Annotated in this window: 13 protein-coding genes; 10 read left to right on the top strand and 3 right to left on the bottom strand. The window is 72.2% G+C overall.

Features of this window, described 5'->3' with window-relative positions; all coding sequences use genetic code 11:
- The first annotated feature begins 84 nt into the window (after positions 1-84).
- Both AC07DS_RS39845 and AC07DS_RS39840 read left to right on the top strand, forming a co-directional pair.
- The gene (locus AC07DS_RS39845; RefSeq protein ID WP_479153623.1) at positions 85-744 is read left to right on the top strand and encodes a histidine phosphatase family protein; all 660 of its coding nucleotides are present in this window, start codon (positions 85-87) and stop codon (positions 742-744) included.
- A gap of 12 nt (positions 745-756) precedes the next feature.
- Complete coding sequence (locus tag AC07DS_RS39840; protein WP_479153622.1) at positions 757-1,662, top strand: ADP-ribosylglycohydrolase family protein; 906 nt, start codon at positions 757-759, stop codon at positions 1,660-1,662.
- 169 nt (positions 1,663-1,831) lie between these two features.
- Here the strand turns inward: AC07DS_RS39840 and AC07DS_RS39835 are convergent, their stop codons facing one another.
- Positions 1,832-3,379, bottom strand: coding sequence for an MFS transporter (locus tag AC07DS_RS39835; protein ID WP_479153620.1), 1,548 nt, complete (start codon positions 3,377-3,379; stop codon positions 1,832-1,834).
- A gap of 186 nt (positions 3,380-3,565) precedes the next feature.
- Between AC07DS_RS39835 and AC07DS_RS39830 the strand changes: the two genes are divergently transcribed.
- From AC07DS_RS39830 to AC07DS_RS39820, 3 genes are all read left to right on the top strand, one after another.
- A complete protein-coding gene (locus AC07DS_RS39830; protein WP_479153619.1) occupies positions 3,566-4,189 on the top strand; it encodes a TetR/AcrR family transcriptional regulator in 624 nt (207 codons plus the stop codon).
- Positions 4,190-4,272: 83 nt separating this feature from the next.
- Positions 4,273-4,974, top strand: coding sequence for a ribonuclease HII (locus AC07DS_RS39825; RefSeq protein WP_145882955.1), 702 nt, complete (start codon positions 4,273-4,275; stop codon positions 4,972-4,974).
- A 68-nt stretch (positions 4,975-5,042) separates the two neighbouring features.
- Entirely contained in the window at positions 5,043-5,675 is a 633-nt protein-coding gene (locus AC07DS_RS39820) for a hypothetical protein (RefSeq protein WP_479153615.1), read from the top strand.
- 261 nt (positions 5,676-5,936) lie between these two features.
- Here the strand turns inward: AC07DS_RS39820 and AC07DS_RS39815 are convergent, their stop codons facing one another.
- Both AC07DS_RS39815 and AC07DS_RS39810 read right to left on the bottom strand, forming a co-directional pair.
- On the bottom strand, positions 5,937-6,557 hold the full coding sequence (locus tag AC07DS_RS39815) for a hypothetical protein (RefSeq protein WP_479153612.1): 621 nt from the start codon (positions 6,555-6,557) through the stop codon (positions 5,937-5,939).
- A 289-nt stretch (positions 6,558-6,846) separates the two neighbouring features.
- Positions 6,847-9,012 carry a RecQ family ATP-dependent DNA helicase gene (locus AC07DS_RS39810; RefSeq protein WP_479153607.1) on the bottom strand — a complete coding sequence of 722 codons (2,166 nt, stop codon included), beginning with the start codon at positions 9,010-9,012 and terminating at the stop codon, positions 6,847-6,849.
- A 174-nt stretch (positions 9,013-9,186) separates the two neighbouring features.
- Here AC07DS_RS39810 and AC07DS_RS39805 point away from each other — a divergent pair, with 174 nt between their 5' ends.
- The 5 genes from AC07DS_RS39805 (at position 9,187) to AC07DS_RS39785 (ending at position 17,654) form a co-directional block, all read left to right on the top strand.
- Positions 9,187-10,731 (top strand): DUF4192 domain-containing protein, encoded by a 1,545-nt coding sequence (locus tag AC07DS_RS39805; protein WP_479153605.1) that lies wholly within the window; start codon positions 9,187-9,189, stop codon positions 10,729-10,731.
- Positions 10,732-11,228: 497 nt separating this feature from the next.
- Complete coding sequence (locus AC07DS_RS39800) at positions 11,229-13,202, top strand: glycogen debranching N-terminal domain-containing protein (protein ID WP_479153722.1); 1,974 nt, start codon at positions 11,229-11,231, stop codon at positions 13,200-13,202.
- Positions 13,203-13,331: 129 nt separating this feature from the next.
- A complete protein-coding gene (locus AC07DS_RS39795) occupies positions 13,332-14,090 on the top strand; it encodes an NUDIX hydrolase (protein ID WP_145882949.1) in 759 nt (252 codons plus the stop codon).
- Positions 14,091-14,192: 102 nt separating this feature from the next.
- Complete coding sequence (locus AC07DS_RS39790; RefSeq protein ID WP_479153602.1) at positions 14,193-16,604, top strand: ABC transporter ATP-binding protein; 2,412 nt, start codon at positions 14,193-14,195, stop codon at positions 16,602-16,604.
- Positions 16,605-16,766: 162 nt separating this feature from the next.
- Complete coding sequence (locus AC07DS_RS39785; protein ID WP_479153599.1) at positions 16,767-17,654, top strand: FadR/GntR family transcriptional regulator; 888 nt, start codon at positions 16,767-16,769, stop codon at positions 17,652-17,654.
- The last annotated feature ends 173 nt before the right edge of the window (positions 17,655-17,827 follow it).

Below are 17,827 nucleotides of genomic sequence, written 5' to 3'. Positions count from 1 at the left end.
TCCATGGGCGGGATTCGTGTGACCTACGCCGTAAGGGGCCCGTTCGAGTGCTCGACCGTCCCCGGCACGATCTAGGGTTTTGGCATGGCACGACCACGGCGCATCGTCCTTGTCCGGCACGGCGAGTCAACGGGCAATGTTGATGACTCCGTGTACGAGCGGGAGCCCGACCACGCTCTCGCACTGACCGAACGCGGCTGGCAGCAGGCCGAGGAGACCGGCAAGAGGCTCCGGGAGGTCTTCGGCCGGGAACGCGTGAGCGTGTACGTCTCCCCGTACCGCCGTACGCTCGAGACCCTGCGCGCCTTCCACCTCGACCCGGACCACATACGGGTGCGGGAGGAACCCAGGCTGCGCGAGCAGGACTGGGGCAACTGGCAGGACCGCGACGACGTGCGCCTGCAGAAGGCGTACAGGGACGCGTACGGCCACTTCTTCTTCCGTTTCCCGCAGGGGGAGTCCGGCGCCGACGTGTACGACCGGGTCGGCGGCTTCCTGGAGAGCCTGTTTCGCAGCTTCGAGGCCCCCGACCATCCGCCGAACGTGCTCCTGGTGACCCACGGACTCGCGATGCGGCTGTTCTGCATGCGCTGGTTCCACTGGACGGTCGCGGAATTCGAGTCGCTGTCGAACCCCGGGAACGCCGAGATGCGGATGCTCGTTCTCGGGGATGATGACAAGTACACCCTCGACCGGCCCTTCGAGCGCTGGCGGGACCCAGTGCCGTACTGGGTCACCGGATAGAGTGGCAGAGCGATGACCGCTGACTCCTCTTCCCTCCGGCGCCTGGAGCGCGCCCTGGCCAGCCTGCGCGGACTGGCGGTGGGAGACGCGCTGGGCTCGCAGTTCTTCGTCCCGGTGAACTACCCCCTGCTCAAGAGCCGCGAGACGCCCGTGGGTCTTTGGCAGTGGACCGACGACACGGAGATGGCCTGCTCCGTGGTGGCCGTCCTGGCCGCCCACCAGCGCCTCGACCAGGACGCACTGGCCCGCTCCTTCGCCGAGCACCACGACTTCGACCGCGGCTACGGCCCCGCCGTCAACCGGCTGCTCCGCCTCGTCCGGGAGGGCCAGGACTGGCGTGAGCTGGCCGCGGCCCTCTTCGGTGGACGGGGCTCCTGGGGCAACGGCGCCGCGATGCGCATCGCGCCCCTGGGCGCCTGGTACGCGGACGATCCGGAGCAGGCGACCCACCAGGCTGAGATCTCGGCCTATCCCACGCATCAGCACCGTGAGGCCGTGGTCGGAGCGATGGCCGTCGCGGCGGCCGCCTCGCTGGCGGCCTCGCCCGACGGCCCGCCCAGCCCCGAAGCGCTCCTCGACGGCGTGATCGCCCTCGTGCCGAAGAGCGCCGTCGGTGCCGGGCTGCGCCGTGCCCGGGACATGCTCGACTACGGCGACGCGGGCACGGTCGCCGCCGTTCTGGGGTGCGGACGCCGTACGAGTGCCCATGACACCGTCCCCTTCGCGCTCTGGTCCGCGGCGCGGTCCCTCGCCGACTTCGAGACGGCGTTCTGGACGACCGCCCAGGTGGGCGGGGACGTGGACACCACCTGCGCGATCGTGGGTGGGGTGCTCGCGTCCGGCAAGGCGGGGGCGCCGCCCGCGCAGTGGGCGGAGCGGACCGAGGCGCTGCCGGACTGGGTGCCCGCAGGTCTCTGAGAGGTGTAGCGGCCTCTGCAACTCTCCGTGCGTTGTGGGAACTCTGTGTGACTGCCGCCCGTTGTCCCGGTATCCGCCGCCCGAGCGAACCGGACGAGGGCTCGGCTCGGGCAGGCGGCGGACCAGGGGCAGGAGGGTGAGGGCGGTGTCGGTCGTTGCTGTGCTGGGCTCAGCCCATTCCCGGGCCCGCCGTGCCGGCGAGGGCTTCGAGGTCGCTCTTGCGGACCTTGATCGCCGTCCAGGCGGTGAGGAACGCGAGTCCGGCCATCGCCACGGCCGGGATGAAGGCGATCGCGATGCCGTGGGCGAGCACCTCGCTTCCCCAGGGTGCGGGCAGCTGGTGCGTCTTGGCGAACTGCGCCTGCTGCTCCGGCGTACCCTGCGCGAGGAACTTCGGCAGCTGCTTCTTCGCCTCGTCCGTGCTCGCCGAGCCGAAGACGGTGGTCAGGATGGACAGGCCCAGCGATCCGCCGACCTGCTGCGTGGCGTTGAGCAGCCCGGAGGCCGCGCCCGCCTCGTGCGGGGCGACACCGGAGACCGCCGTGACGGTGACCGTCACGAAGTTCAGGCCCATGCCGAAACCGAAGACCAGCATCGGGCCCAGGATCCCGCCGGCGTAGGAGCTGTCAGGGGTGATGAAGGTCTGCCAGAAAAGCCCGATCGCCACGAGCGCCGAGCCGGTCATCATGAACGGCTTGGGGCCGAGCGTGGGCAGGAACCGCTGCGACAGACCCGCGCCGACCGCGATGGCGACCGTCACGGGGAGGAAGGCCAGGCCGGCCTTGATGGGGCTGTAGCCGAGCACGTTCTGAACGAACAGCACGATGTAGAAGAACATGCCGAACATCGCGGCCGCCAGGCTCAGCATGACCACATAGGTGCCCGAGCGGTTGCGGTCGCGGAACATCTTGAGCGGGGTGATCGGTTCCTTCGCCCGCAGCTCGGTGAAGACGAAGGCCACCAGAAGAACCACCGCCGCGCCGAACGAGCCGAGAGTGAGCCCGTCCCTCCAGCCGTCCTCGGAGGCGCGGATGAACCCGTACACCAACGAGGCCATGCCCGCCGTCGACGTCAGCGCACCCGCGATGTCGAACCGCCCCGGGTGCCGCTGGGACTCGCTGATGTACAGCGGCGCGAGTGTGGCGATCAGCACGCCGATGGGCACGTTGACGAAGAGCACCCACCGCCAGTCGAGCCAGTCGGTCAGCATGCCGCCCGCGAGCAGCCCGATGGCACCGCCGCCCGCCGACACCGCGGCGAACACCCCGAACGCCCGGTTGCGCTCGGGGCCTTCGGGGAAGGTGGTGGTGATCAACGCGAGCGACGTGGGCGATGCGATCGCGCCTCCCACGCCCTGCAGGGCGCGTGCGGCCAGCAGCTGCCAGGGTTCCTGGGCCAGGCCGCCCAGCAGCGAGGCGAAGGTGAACAGCAGGATTCCGGTCATGAACACACGGCGCCGGCCGAGGATGTCACCGGCCCGTGCACCGAGGAGCAGCAGACCGCCGAAGGTGAGCGTGTAGGCGCTGACCACCCAAGTGAGGTCCGTGGTGCTGAACTTGAGTGCGTCTTGAATGTGCGGGAGCGCGATGTTCACAATCGTCGCGTCGAGCACCACCATGAGTTGGCAGGCCGCGATAACGGTGAGCGCTATGCCGGGATGCCCCTCCCGGCGGGCCGCTCCTGGTTTCTGTTCCTGGATGAGCTGAGAGGTTGTCACTATGGGTCCCCCACAAAGGCGTTAGTGAACGCTCGCGTTCACTGTCGCGTCAACGGTAGTGAGTCCCCAACAGTGAACGCAAGCGTTCACTTAATTCTGTGTCGCGCACCGCGTCCCCCCTTGCTGCGGCGCGACGCAGCCCCGCCCCGGAACACCCGCTTCCCCTTGCCTGCTGGAGAAACTCGGATGGTTACCTCGCGCTGGACGGCCGCCCCTGCTCAGGCGGCTTCCCCTCGTCGGCGCGGCGCGGTGCTCGAGCGCGCAATTCTGGACGCCGCCCTGGAGCAGCTCAGCACGGTCGGCTGGAACGGCCTGACGATGGAGGGTGTCGCCGCAGGCGCCCAGACCGGCAAGGCCGCGGTCTACCGTCGCTGGCCCTCCAAGGAGGACCTGGTCGCCGACGCGCTCGAGGCCGGACTGCCCCGCTTCGAGGAGGTGCCCGACCTCGGCAGCGTGCGCGAGGACCTGCTGGCCTTGTGCCGGCGAGCGCGGGACGCCATGTTCTCGCGCCCCGGTTTCGCGCTGCGCGCAGTGATTCACGAATGCGATCCAGCGCAGGTCGAGCGCTTCCATGGCGTGATCTTCGAAGGAGTGGTCGAGCCGACCATCAAGCTGCTGCGCGAGGTCATCACTCGGGGTATAGGGCGAGGAGAGGTGCGGTCCGACGCGGCCAACGGCTACGTCTTCGACGCCATCCCGGCGATGATGATGTACCGCTCGAAGATGTGCGGCAGCGAATGGAGTGAGCAGGATCTGGAAGACATGATCGACCAGCTGATGCTTCCGCTGCTGCGGCCGCACGGCGCCTGATCCCGGCCGCCGACGACCTTCGCGCCGACCGGGGGGACCTGGGGTGTCGCGCGACGATCTCGGCGGCGTAGGCTAAGGACGCCATGCCGTACGAACCACCCACTCATACCGTCGAGCGCTCCCTGCGCGCCACGACCGGAGCGAAGGTCATTGCCGGTGTCGACGAGGTGGGGCGGGGAGCCTGGGCAGGGCCCGTCACCGTCTGTGCGGCGATCACCGGACTCCGCCGGCCGCCCGAGGGTCTGACCGATTCCAAGCTGCTGACCGTGAAACGGCGCACGGAACTGGCCGAGATACTGCAGTCGTGGGTGACGGCCTACGCCCTGGGGCATGCTTCCCCCGAGGAGATCGACGAACGGGGGATGACCGCCGCGCTGCGGCTCGCCGCCGTCCGTGCCCTGGACGCTCTGCCGGTCCGCCCCGAAGCCGTGATCCTCGACGGGAAGCACGACTACCTCGGTGCCCCGTGGAAGGTGCGCACGGTGATCAAGGGCGACCGGTCGTGCGTGGCCGTTGCGGCGGCGTCGGTGATCGCCAAGGTTCAGCGCGACAAAATGATGGCCGAACTGGGCATCGACCATGCAGACTTCGGATTTGCGGACAACGCCGGGTATCCGTCGCCCGTGCACAAGGCCGCACTGGAGGTACGGGGACCCACCCCGTACCACCGCTTGTCGTGGGCGTATCTTGATTCGCTGCCCCAGTGGCGGCACCTCAAGAAGGTCCGCAGCTGGGCGGACGGAAGCGCTCCGGAAATCGAGGGTCAGCTCGGCTTCGATTTCTGACGGTTCCGATCGCACTGATGTGCCACCCGGTCACCCGCGCCGCACCAACGTTTGATAAATATCAGCTCATGCCTCTCATTCCCGAGGAGCCTCAGATTCACGAGAGTGCCCAGGGTCCCCGCGCCACGCCCGCCAGCGGCCGTACCGCGCCGACCCCCCGCCCCGTACCCGGCCCCCGCCCCGCGGCTCCGTCGCGCCCCGGTCGTCCCGGCCCTCCGCGGCCCACGCCGCCGGTGCAGCGGACGCAGCGTGACGTGGCTCCGTCCAAGCCAGGCCCGTCGGGCCCGGCCGCTCCAGCCGCCCCGGCGGCCACCCCGCAGATCCAGCTGATCCCGGCCTCGCCAGAGGGTGCGCTCGACGCAGCCGACGAGGCGGTGGACCTGCTCCTGGACTCGGGCCGTGCCCCCGCAGACGTGCTGGTGATCACCACCGGTTCCCAGCACCCGTGGGCCGAGCACGAACTGTCCTTCGGCGAAGCCTCCTACTGGGCGCAGCATGACGCCGGTGACGACGTGTTCTACACGGACGCTGCCATCGCCTCCCGTGCCGCGTCCCGCCCCGTGGTCGTCGTGGCAGTCAACGGCGATTCCGCCGACGCTGCCGCCACCGCCCTTCCGCTGGCCCACTCCCGGGCCGGTGCGCTGCTGATCGTCTGCGGTGACCCGCAGCAGATCAATTCGGTGCTGGGCGCGGTCGTCTGAGTCCCGCCCGGCACCTCGGGTGCCGGGGCGACGAAGGCGGCTCCGAGGGCAGCCGTACGGTGCTGCTTTCGGCGTGCCCGGATGACTGGTGGTGGCCGTTCCTCCTCCGGGGACGGCCGCCTGTCGGACCGTCCGGGCGGCAGTGCGAAGGCTGTGCGTCCGCGCGCCGGGCGGACCCGCGGATCTCGTGCGGGCCGTACCGCACCGCGTACGAGCCTCGGTGTCGCGTGACTCGTACGCGGCCGAACCCGGGTCGGCCCTTCAGCGAGCGGCCGCGCGGCGCAGCACCTCGGAGACCGGGCCGCCGGTACGTGGTGCCAGGGCCGGGACTTCCGACGTGGCGAAGGGCTCCGGCTGCGAGTGGGTGCTGGGCCGGCGTCCGCCGCGCCCCTCACCGAGCACCTGCCAGCCGTCACCGGTCAGCGTGATGTACGCCCCGCAGCGCAGCCCGTGCAGTGTGCAGGCGTCGCGCAGCCCCCACATCCAGGCGCCGTCCTCCTCGGTCCAACGCGCATCGCCCTCACGGCAGTAGAGCAGTACAGCGGTGCGCACCGGGGTGCGTCGGCGCAGGTCGTGCGGAATGACCCGGCGCAGCTGGGCGAGCAGCGCGTTGCGGAACATCCAGCCGTCGGCGGGCGCCGGACGGCGCACGAACGAGGCGCTGGCGCAGAGCCGTTCCTCTGGATCCAGCACGGCCACGATCGCCATGGACGGCTTGGGACGATGGCGGGCGTGCAGCCCGCTGACGACCTCACGGGGATTGCGCAGCAGGGGGATTCCGGCGGCTGCCCACTCCGCGGGCTCGAGCAGGCGGCTGGCGGAAGCGGCGGACGCGGACGTCGACAACGAGGCCGCCGAGGACGAGGCGAATCCGAAGGTCACGTTCCTCCCTTCGGCTACGCGCCCACACTGCGGGCGAGGTCGGATTTCGGGGGACCGCGCACCGCAGCAAAGCCCAGCCGGATCACGGACGAGCCGTGCGGGGAGCGGACTTCAATTCTTCCTGTCGAACTGGGATGCGGCAACGAGCAATTGGGGCCACCGACTGTTATCTGGTGGAGCGTGGCTTATATCCCTACCCACAAGTGCCCCTGACGACCCCTGCGGCGTTCGATCACGGCACATACGTGCGCCGGTCCGAGCGCCGACGCACCCCACGCGCCACGGCTGGTCAGCCCTGGACGGCCAGCACCAGGGGCAACACCCCGGCGGCGCCGGCCCTTCTCAGTAGACGTGCCCCGACCGCGAGGGTCCAACCCGTCTCCGTGAAGTCGTCCACCAGCAGGACCGGACCACGAGCCTCGGCGAGCGCGTCGGCGAGGGCGGGCGGCACGGTCAGCGATCCGTCGAGGGCCTTCAGACGCTGGGCACTGTTGCTGCGTGACACCCGTGACGCGTCGCCGGCGTACTCCACGGAGCCCAACAGGGGCAGCCGGCCGATCTCGGCGATACGGGCGCCCAGGGAGTGGATCAGCGTCGGCCGGGTGCGGGAGGCGACGGTAACCACACCCACGGGCCGGGACTGCGCGCCGGCCGCCCCGGAGGCCCAGCCGCCGGGGCCCTTCGCCCAGTCCGCCAGCACCTCCACCACGGCTCGCGCCACGTCGTCCGGCACGGGCGCGTCCGGGGCCTGGGGTGCCAGCAGGGGGCGCAGCCGGTTGCCCCAGCCGATGTCCGACAACCGACCCAGAGCCCGCCCGGACGAGGCCTGTTCACCGACCGGAATACGCCCCTTGAGGTCGATGCCGATCGCCGGGAGGCCGGTCGGCCACATACGGCGGGGCTCCACCTCGACCCCGGCACGGTCCAGGTCGACACGTGCGGCGTCCAGGGCCGACGTGGACATGTCGGCGGTGAAGCGCGGCCCTGCGCAGTTGTCGCACCGGCCGCAGGGCTTGGCGCCCTCGTCGTCGAGCTGGCGCTGGAGGTACTCCATCCGGCAGTCCGTGGTGGCGGCGTACTCGCGCATCGCCTGCTGCTCCGCCTTGCGCTGCCGCGCCACCCAGTCGTATCGCTCGGCGTCGTACGACCATGGCTGCCCGGTCGCGGTCCAGCCGCCCTTGACGCGGTTCACCGCTCCGTCCACGTCGAGGACCTTCAGCATCGTCTCCAGCCGGGAACGACGCAGTTCCACCAGGGGTTCGAGTGCCGGGAGCGACAGGGGGCCGGCCGCCCGGGCGAGAACGTCCAGAGTGCGGCGCACCAGATCCTCGGAGGGGAAGGCGAGCGACGCGAAGTACTCCCAGATCGCCTCGTCCTCCCTGCCCGGCAGCAGCAGTACCTCGGCGTGCTCGACGCCACGGCCCGCGCGGCCGACCTGCTGGTAGTAGGCGATGGGGGAGGAGGGCGACCCCAGGTGCACGACGAATCCGAGGTCCGGCTTGTCGAAGCCCATGCCGAGCGCGGAGGTCGCGACCAGTGCCTTGACGCGGTTGGCGAGCAGATCGTCCTCGGCCTGCTGCCGGTCGGCGTTCTCCGTCCGGCCCGTGTACGAGGTGACGGCGTGCCCGCGCTGCCGCAGGAAGGCGGTGACCTCTTCGGCGGCGGCCACGGTGAGGGTGTAGATGATGCCGGAACCCGGCAGGTCGTCGAGGTGGTCGGCGAGCCAGGCCATCCGGTGCGCGGCGTCGGGCAGTCGCAGCACACCGAGGCTCAGGCTCTCCCGGTCCAGCGGCCCGCGCAGCACCAGGGCGTCGGAGGAGCCACCCGTGCCGAGCTGCTCGGCGACGTCGGCGGTCACGCGCGCGTTGGCCGTGGCTGTGGTGGCCAGCACCGGGACACCTGGCGGAAGTTCACCGAGCATGGTGCGCAGCCGGCGGTAGTCCGGTCGGAAGTCGTGGCCCCAGTCGGAGATGCAGTGGGCCTCGTCCACCACGAGCAGTCCGGTCGCCGCGGAGAGCTTGGGCAGGACCTGGTCGCGGAAGTCGGGGTTGTTCAGCCGCTCCGGGCTGACGAGCAGCACGTCGACCTCGCCGGCCTCGATCTCGGTCTGGACGGCTTCCCACTCCTCGGTGTTGGAGGAGTTGATGGTCCGGGCGTGGATTCCGGCGCGGGCCGCGGCCTCCACCTGGTTGCGCATGAGCGCGAGCAGCGGGGAGACGATCACCGTGGGTCCGCCGCCTCTGGCCCGCAGCAGCGAGGTCGCCACGAAGTACACCGCGGACTTGCCCCATCCCGTGCGCTGCACGACCAGGGCCCGGCGCCGGTCGGCGACCAGCGCCTCGATCGCCCGCCACTGGTCCTCGCGCAGCCGGGCCGTGCCCGTGGCGTCCCCGACGAGCCGGGCGAGGACGGTGTCGGCCTGTGCCCGGAGGTCCGCGTTGCTCGTGTGCTCCATGCGTCCCATACAACAGGACGCGACTGACAACCGGGCGGGGGCCGGCCGCGAGCGGACGACCGCGACGGCCCGGCCGTGGGTGGAGCGCCCACGGCCGGACGGTCTTGTCGTGTCCCTGATTCGAGTTATCCACAGGCTCAACCGGAATCTCGTGATCCGCGAGATCGTCTGCGCATGACGAATCACAGCGAAACGGCCGGACCCTTCGAAAACGGCGACATCGCGGGACGAGAGCCGCTGAACGAGCAGTCCGCGCACGACACCCAGGTCACTCTGCGCTCCCCGGCCGAGCTGGCCGACGCCCTGCCCTATCTGCTCGGCTACCGCCCCGAGGACAGCATCGTGCTGGTCGCCCTGCATGACCGGGAAGGCCGCGGCAGGTTCGGTGGCCGGGCCAGGCTGGGCATCCCCGCAAACACCGAGGACTGGGAGGCGGCCGTGCAGCAGCTGGTCAGGGGGCTGGTGACCAGCAGCGAGCGGCGCGGCAGGCGGCCCGGGCAGATGGTCGCCTACGTCTGCCAGGAACCGGGCCGGGGCGAGACCGGCCGGGACGTGATGCTCCGCCTCGAGCCGCTGATCGCCCAGCTGCGCACCGAATGCGGCGACCTCGACGCACCCGTGGTCGAGGCACTGTGCATCTCGGACGGACGTTTCTGGTCCTACAGCTGCGCGGTCGCGGGATGCTGCCCCGCCGACGGAACGCCGATGGGCCTGCCCGGCACCTCGGTGCTGGCCGCCGCGGCCACCTATGCGGGGATCCAGGTGCGCGGCACGCTCCGTGAGCTGAGGGCCAGGCTGTTGCCCTGGGAGACCAGTGCCGCTCTGGCACAGGAGGTCGCCCTGGACGCGGCCGGGATGTCCCTGGTGCCCCGCATCCTGGACGACACGGCCCGGCAGAGCGTGGCGGACGAAACCCTCGATCTCGCCGAGCGGATCATTCACAGGTTCGCCGCGGCGGCGCCGGTGTCCGGCACGCACCCGGCCGACCTCCGCGACGACGAACTGCTCACCCACGACGAGGGGGCGACGCTGATCCTCGGACTCCAGGACCGCACGACCCGCGACCGGGCGGCCGCGTGGATGGAGGGCGACGAGGCCGGTCCGGCTCTGCGGCTCTGGCGCGCACTCGCCCGCCGCTGCGTCGGGCCGTACGGTGAACACGCCGCCGCTCCGCTCACCCTGGCGGGCTGGGTCGCCTGGTCCACCGGCGACGAGCTGGAGGCCCGAGAAGCCCTCGCGATGGCGCTGGGCGCGGACCCCGACTACCTCTTCGCCCGCCTCCTCCATCAGGCCTGCAACGAAGGGCTCGACCCCGAGTCGGTCCGCCGCTGCCTGCGTGCGGAACGCGCGGGGCGTGGCGGCACCGACACCCCGGAGCAGGCGGAAGCGACCCCCGGCACGCTTCCGGAAACGGCCGTCGCAGGCCCCGGAGCAGCTGCCCGGACGGACGGGCGCCACGGTGAGCCCGCCTCGCGGACCGGCGGTTCCCGTCGCCGTCGGCGACCGCGAGCCGCGGAGGGCGGCGACCGTGGACCTCGACCGCCGCGAGGGGAGGACACACGGCGGCGCTCGACCGGCTCCCACCCCGGATCACCGGACGGCGGACCCTCGCGTCCGGGTGGCGCGAAGCCGGACGGCAAGCGCGCGCGTACCGGTGAGAGCCCGAGTCGCGGCAACGCGGCGGCGGGCGGCCGGCGCGAGACCGAGGGGGACGGGTGAGCGCAGAGAATCTGCGCCGGGGAACGAGGCCCTTCCTCCGCACAGGTGCCGTGCCGGGCTTGCGCCCGCCACGCCGCCATTCGGTCGGCTCGCCCGATGCGAGGCGTGACCAGGAGGAGCTCCTCTCCGTTCACCTGAGTGGCGGAACGCCTGGACCGGTCGTGCCGCCCTACGACCCTTGTCCCTCCGGGCGCTCCACCCCGCACGCAGCAGGCCCGAGGCGCACCGAGTGCAGAAGAAGCCATCGCATGCATCAGCAGCCGACTCGGCTCTCCGTCATCGACGAGAGCCACCTGTCCGAGGTCGGGCACTCGCCCTTCCCACAGCCCGGTGCCGGGATCACTGCACCGGAAATCATCGGTGCGCCCAGGCCACCGTCGCCTCCGGGCACGTCCTCCGTCCCCCCGGCAGTCGACGGCCGGCCCCGCGGCTCGGCCCAGCCCAGGAGCCGGCCTCTCCGCCCCGCCACCGCACCGGCTCCCGGCGCTTCCCCGCGCATGCCGTACCCGACGCCCCGGCCGGCTCCCGACCTGCCGCCCACGCACACCGCCCTGATCTGCGTCGCCCTGCCGGGCCTCGCCATCTCCGGCGAACAGGGACAGCTGGCCGGACGGGGACTGGAGGGGTTCTACCGAGGCGGCCGGCGACTGCTCTCGCGGTGTCAGGTCCGCATCGCCGGGCGGGAACCGCTCGCGGTGCAGGCCAGGATGACCGGGGCGGACCGAGCACGCTTCGTGGGGACGCTGCGTGTCTCCCCGGGGGCGGGTCCGGATCCCGACGTCGTCGTCGAGCGGACCCGCAGCGCCGACGGAACCGAGCGCATCACACTTCGGAACGCCTCCCCACGCCCCCTCCGCCTCCCGCTCGAGGTCGCCCTCGGCTCGGACCTGGCGGACCTCGGCGCCATCGCCTCCGGCAGAACAGGCCCTGAACTCCCGGCCAGCGTCAATGACTCGGGCCTGCGCTGGTCCTCGGCCGGTGGCGGCGCCAGTGTCACCGCCCACCCGGCGCCAGCCGACGCACTGGCCTCCGCCGGACTGCTGCGCTGGGAGCTGGAACTGCCTCCGGGCGGAGCGGCGAGCGTGGAACTACGAGTACGCCCGGACGGTGCTGGGCCGCTGCGCGCGGTGGGCCAGGCCGCGACGAGCCCCTTCGCGTCCGCCCGGGCGGCCGGCGACGACCCGCGAGTGCCAGCCCTCCTCCGGGCCGCCGTCGACGACCTCCAGGCCCTGCTGCTGCGCGACCCCGCGCACCCAGCGGACATCTATCTCGCGGCGGGCGCGCCCTGGCGTTGCGGCATGGCCCCGGCAGAGGCGCTCGCCGCGGCCCGGATGGCGTTGCCCCTCGGCACCAGGCTCGCCGCGGGCACGCTGCGCGCCCTCGCTCGTACCCAGCTTCCGGGCCGGGGCCCACAAGCCGGCCTGATCCCCGGTCCGCGACGCGACGCCGGGGCCCTCCTCCCGCCGGCGTGCACAGGCACCGAGGCCACGCTTCTTTTCCCCGTCGTGCTCGCCGAGGCCCGCCGCTGGGGGCTCCCCGAGCAGGAGACACAGGAGCTGCTGCCCGCCGCCGAGCGCTGTCTGACCTGGCTGCGGACCACCGTCGGTGACGGCGCCTACCTGCGCGACCCGCAGTCGGGAGGCCCGGTCCGCTGCGAGACGCAGGCGCACGCCCACCGTGCCGCGGTCCTCGGCGCCGATCTTCTCGACGCCTACGGCAGGCCGGGGGGCTCGGAGTCGAGACAGTGGGCCCAGGCTCTCCGGAACGCGTTCCGCACGGACTTCTGGGTGGAGGACCGCGGCGGCGGACGCCCGGCCGCGGCCCTGGCGCCGGACGGCCGCCCCGTTCCACACCTCGGCTCCGCCGCCGGGCACCTCCTCGACACCGGTCTGCTCGGTGCCGGCGGGCTCGCTCCCGGTCTGCTCGACAAGGTGCAGACCGAGCAGCTCGTCCGGCTGCTCGGCGGCCCCGCGATGGATGCGGGCTGGGGACTGCGGGGTCTCGGGACCAAGGAGGCCGGACACAATCCGTTCGGCCACCGCACCGGCGCCGTTCGGGTCCACGAGACCGCGCTCGCCGTCGCCGGACTGGCCGCCGCCGGCTACGAGAAGGAGGCGGGCAGCCTGCTGACGGGGCTGCTGGATGCAGCGGAGCACTTCGGCCACCGGCTACCGGAGATGTTCGCGGGGGAGCAGCGCTCCGCCGGGAGCGCGCCTCTCCCGCACCCGGCGGCCTGCCGTCCGGCGGCCACCGCCGCTGCCTCAGTGGTCCTGGTCCTCACCACGCTCGCGGGCATCCGGCCCGACGCTCCCGCCCGCACCGTCACCCTGCGCCCGGTGCAGAGCGCTCCCGTCGGTGAGATCGGTCTGACAGGGCTGCGCGTCGCGGGCGCTCCCTTCGCCGTGCGGGTCAGCCGACTGGGACTCGCCATGGTCGAGGAGGCGGCGGACGGTCTGCAATTGGGACTGTGACCTCGTACGACGCGACCGGCGCGACGAACGGGAGCCCACCCCGCGCCCCATACCGGAACGAAGCGGACCGCCGCCCGTGCGGCAGACGAAGGGAGTGCTTATCGTCAGGCAGACGACTATGATCGCCGCATGCCCTACGACCCGTCAGCCTTTCCGCCCTTCGCCGTCACCGTGGACCTGGTCGTGCTGACCGTGCGCCGCCATGCCCTGTGCGCGTTGGCGGTACGCAGGGGCGAGCCGCCGTTCCAGGGGCGCTGGGCACTGCCCGGCGGATTCGTACGGGCCGACGAGGACCTGTCCCAGGCGGCAGCGCGTGAGCTGGTCGAGGAGACCGGGCTGCGTGCCCACGACCCCTCGGCTCCGGCCCAGGACAACGGCGCCCACCTGGAGCAGCTCGCCACCTACGGCGACCCGAAGCGGGACCCCCGGATGCGGGTCGTCAGTGTCGCGCACCTCGCCCTCGCCCCGGACCTGCCCGCACCGCGGGCCGGCGGCGACGCGAGCAACGCGCGCTGGGCGCCGGTCGAGGAGCTGCTCCAGCAGGGCGGGTACGGCCGCGACGGCGAGCCGGTGGCACCGCTCGCCTTCGACCACGCCCAGATCCTCGCCGACGGGGTCGAGCGGGCCCGTTCCAAGATCGAGTACTCGTCCCTGGCCACCGCGTTCTGCCCGCCCGAGTTCACCGTCGGCGAGCTGCGCCGGGTCTACGAGGCGGTGTGGGGCGTGGCCCTCGACCCGCGCAACTTCCACCGCAAGGTCACCGGAACGCCGGGCTTCCTGGTTCCGACGGGCGGTACGACCACCCGCCAGGGCGGCCGGCCGGCCCAGCTCTTCCGGGCCGGCGGCGCCACCTTGCTCAACCCTCCGATGCTCCGTCCCGAGGTCTGATCCATCGAACGGCGGACAAAAGTCCCCTCCGACTTGCGCGCCATCGAAGAACAGATCAGCTGATACCCGAAAAACCGGACACTCCGCGCTATCTTGCTGCAGGTGATCCAGGCTTTCGGACTGACCAGCAACCCCCGCAAGGGTCACCCGCCTGCCGTCGACGACGTCTCCTTCGAGGCGCCCGCCGGCCGTGTCACCGTGCTCCTCGGCGCGGAGGGCGCGGGCAAGACGACCGCGCTCAGGCTGATGCTCGAACTCCAACAGGGCCGCGGCATCACCTACTTCAAGGGCCGGCCCCTGCATCAGATCGCCCATCCGGCACGGGAGGTCGGCGTACTCCTCAGCGACGTACCGGGCCATCCGGCCCGCTCGGTGCGCGGGCATCTGCGCATGCTGTGCGCGGCGGCGGGAGTTCCCGCCCGGCGTGCCGACGAGGTCCTCGAGGTCGTGGGCCTCGTCAGCCTTCGTGAGGAACGCCTCGGCACCCTGTCGCGGGGCATGGACCGCAGACTCGGACTGGCCTGCGCCCTCCTGCCCGACCCGCACACGCTCGTGCTGGACGAACCCGCCGACGGGCTCTCCGCCCGCGAGGCGCGCTGGCTGCACGGCATGCTGCGCGCGCACGCGACCCAGGGCGGCACCGTGCTGTTCACGACTGCGGACTCCAAGGAGGCCGCGCGTGAGGCCGACCGGGTCGTCACCCTCGACGACGGCAGGATCGTCGCCGACCTGGAGGTCAAGGAGTTCGCCCGCACCCGGCTGCGTCCGCGTGTGGCCGTCCGTAGCCCCCACGCCGCTCGCCTTGCGGCCCTGCTCGCCAAGGAGGCCCGGACCGACCAGCGGTCCGTCGAGGTCGTGCGGGAGGGCGGCAACCGCCTCTCCGTGTATGGCAGTACCACCGCCGACATCGGCGAGACCGCCTTCCGGCACGGCATTCTCGTTCACCAACTCGCCGACGAGGTCGGGGACATGGGGCCGAGTACGGAAGCGGGAGCCGGGGACGAGGCGAGAACGGCCGATGCGGAGGTGGCGGCCGCCGGGCCGGAGCAGGTCGAATTGGACCATTTGCCACAGGAGCCGGAGCAAGCCGCGTCCGGCGCGTCGCCGGAGGGCCGGGTCGCTCCCCCTGCGCAGGCAGTGCCCGGTCGCACGTCCGAGGACCACGAACTGGTGGCGTCCGGAATCTCCACGCCGGAGCGGGAGCCCGAGCCGGAGCAGTGTGCCGGCGACGAGTGGCCTCACGAGGGCGTTCCTGGCCACGGCTCCCTGTCGAGCCACACGAGGGTCGCCGACGACATCTCGGCCGAGGTGTCGTCGCAGGCCGACACCGTCTCCGGAACCGGCCGTACATCCCTCGGCCCTCCTCCTGGAGCCGACCGCACGGCCCCGAGTGTGGCCGCCGCCGCGTCCGGAGTGGCCGGCAGTGCCGAGGCGGCCGCTCCGGCCGCTCCGGCCGGTGCGCCTGCGATCGCCGCCGACGTCCGCCCCCTCGCGGCCGCACGCGAGGTCGATTCCCCGGAGGCGTCCACGGAGCCGGGAGCAGAAGCCGACACCGTGAGCACCACCGCGGTCGGTACGCTGGCGGTCGGCACGACCGTACCCGGCGCCCGGAATCCGGACGCCCGGAGACCCGGCCCCCAGCCCCGGACCGGACAGGCCGGGCGACCGGCACCCTCGCGCGCCGACGCCACCCCTGCCCCCGATGCTCTGTCCGCCCTCCCGCCCTCCATCTCGGTCCGCCCCACGCGCAGCCCGCTGCGCCCCCTGCGCTACGAACTCCGGCGCGCCACCGGAATCGGCACCGGATTCCTCACCTGCGGGGCGGTGCTGGTGATGTCAGCGCTCACCGCCGTACTCCTGGCGAGGCTCGGCCACACCCCGCAGGCGCGGCTCTTCGCGGCGTGGCCGCGGGAGCTTCCCCTGCCGCCCACGGCGCTCGCGGCGGGGCTGCTCGGTGCGCTGGCATTCGGAGACGAGTTCCGCCACCCCGCGCTGGCGGCGGACCGCGGGACCGTCCCCCGCCGGCTGGGGCTGCTCACCGCGAAACTCCTCGTCTCCGGAGCCACCGCCCTGATGCTGGCCATACTCACCGTGGGCTGCGACGCCGAAGCGCTCTATCTCGTCTACGGACGGGAGCTGACGCGAGTTCCCTCGGACTGGCTCTCACTCAGTGCGAGTTGGCTAGGGCTGGTCGTCGGCTGCGCGTGGGCCGGTGTCCTGGCGTCCGGTGTCTTCCGGTCCACGACGGCGGGTCTCGCCGCCGTTCTCGCCGTACCCGTCCTCGTCGTGCCCGCCGTGCACCAGGGGCTACAGGGTCCCACTGTGGGGATGGCAGCCGGCCTCCCGGCGCGGATGCGGGAGGTCCTTCTGTTGCAGTGGCCCTTCGGAGGGGATCGGTATGTGCTCGCCATGGCCCGGGTCGTCGCCCAACCCGTTGGTGGTGCAATGACGTTGTCGCTGGCAGCGCTGCTGTGCGCGTATCTGGTCACGACGCTTCGCGCCAGGGTCCGATGACGACCGTCCGTACGCTTGCGGCCCTGCTGTGCGCACAACTCCCCGGAGAAAGCCCGTTTCTTTCCGATAAGGCGTCAATTGCGACGGGGTGAGCGATCACCCTTTCGTGTGCTTTTCACCAAAGACCTCAAGGGAGTTGGAGGCGACGCCGACAAAGGATGCGTGAGTACCCTTGCGCACACCATGATGACCGCCGCCCGCTCCGCAGACTCTGGTCTGACCGGCCCGGGCGATCTCGACCGCTACCCCTACGCCGAGGTCCCGGTGACCGACCGCGTCGGAGTACCCGCCTGGGACGGAGCGGAACCCGAGCTGGGCCGCGTGGGCCGGCGTGCCGCGGGCAGCCGCGGACGCGGTCTGCACGGCCAACTCGTCCAGCAGCTGGGGCAGATGATCGTCTCCGGCGACCTGGGGGCGGACCGCCCGCTGGTGCCCGAGGAGATCGGCCAGCGCTTCGAGGTCTCCCGCACCGTCGTCCGTGAGTCCCTCCGCGTCCTGGAGGCCAAGGGCCTCGTCAGCGCCCGTCCGAACGTCGGTACGCGCGTGCGGCCCGTCAGCGACTGGAACCTCCTGGACCCGGACATCATCGAATGGCGGGCCTTCGGGCCGCAGCGCGACGACCAGCGCCGTGAGCTGAGCGAGCTGCGCTGGACGATCGAGCCGCTCGCCGCCCGCCTCGCCGCCGGGCACGGACGTGAGGAGGTGCAGCAGCGCCTGTCCGACATGGTCGAGATCATGAGCCACGCCATGGCCCAGGGGGACGCGCTGACCTTCTCGCGCGCCGACGCGGAGTTCCATGCGCTGCTCATCCAGATCGCGGGCAACCGCATGCTGGAGCACCTCTCCGGGATCGTCTCGGCCGCCCTCCAGGTCTCCGGCGGGCCGGTCACGGGCTGTGACCGGCCGAACGAGGCCTCCCTCGCCCTGCACGCGCGGATCGTCGACGCGCTCGGCACCGGCGACGGTACGGCGGCGGAGTCGGCCATGCGGCAGCTGCTGACCGTCCACCCCGAGGTGGAGCGCGTGGTCCCCGCCCCGCGCGAGCACTGACCCGTACCGAAGGCGATGCGGTCGCCGGTGTGCCGCGTCCTCGTGGCTCTCGTGGCGGCGCCGGGCCTGGGAACCGGCCGTGGGGGGGGGGGGGGGGGGGGGGGGGGGGGGGGGGGGGGGGGGGGGGGGGGGGGGGGGGGGGGGGGGGGGGGGGGGGGGGGGGGGGGGGGGGG

It is taken from the genome of Streptomyces sp. NPDC044064 (genome assembly GCF_056434245.1).
The sequence above is the reverse complement of the archived record's forward strand: the minus strand, read 5'-3'. Positions and strand labels throughout refer to the sequence as shown.

Bases quoted from the DNA above. Each gene is read 5' to 3' on its own strand.
- AC07DS_RS39845 (WP_479153623.1), top strand. From the start codon at position 85: ATGGCACGACCACGGCGCATCGTCCTTGTCCGGCACGGCGAGTCAACG.
- AC07DS_RS39840 (WP_479153622.1), top strand. From the start codon at position 757: ATGACCGCTGACTCCTCTTCCCTCCGGCGCCTGGAGCGCGCCCTGGCC.
- AC07DS_RS39830 (WP_479153619.1), top strand. From the start codon at position 3,566: ATGGTTACCTCGCGCTGGACGGCCGCCCCTGCTCAGGCGGCTTCCCCT.
- AC07DS_RS39825 (WP_145882955.1), top strand. From the start codon at position 4,273: ATGCCGTACGAACCACCCACTCATACCGTCGAGCGCTCCCTGCGCGCC.
- AC07DS_RS39820 (WP_479153615.1), top strand. From the start codon at position 5,043: ATGCCTCTCATTCCCGAGGAGCCTCAGATTCACGAGAGTGCCCAGGGT.
- AC07DS_RS39810 (WP_479153607.1), bottom strand. From the start codon at position 9,012: ATGGAGCACACGAGCAACGCGGACCTCCGGGCACAGGCCGACACCGTC.
- AC07DS_RS39805 (WP_479153605.1), top strand. From the start codon at position 9,187: ATGACGAATCACAGCGAAACGGCCGGACCCTTCGAAAACGGCGACATC.
- AC07DS_RS39800 (WP_479153722.1), top strand. From the start codon at position 11,229: ATGCCGTACCCGACGCCCCGGCCGGCTCCCGACCTGCCGCCCACGCAC.
- AC07DS_RS39795 (WP_145882949.1), top strand. From the start codon at position 13,332: ATGCCCTACGACCCGTCAGCCTTTCCGCCCTTCGCCGTCACCGTGGAC.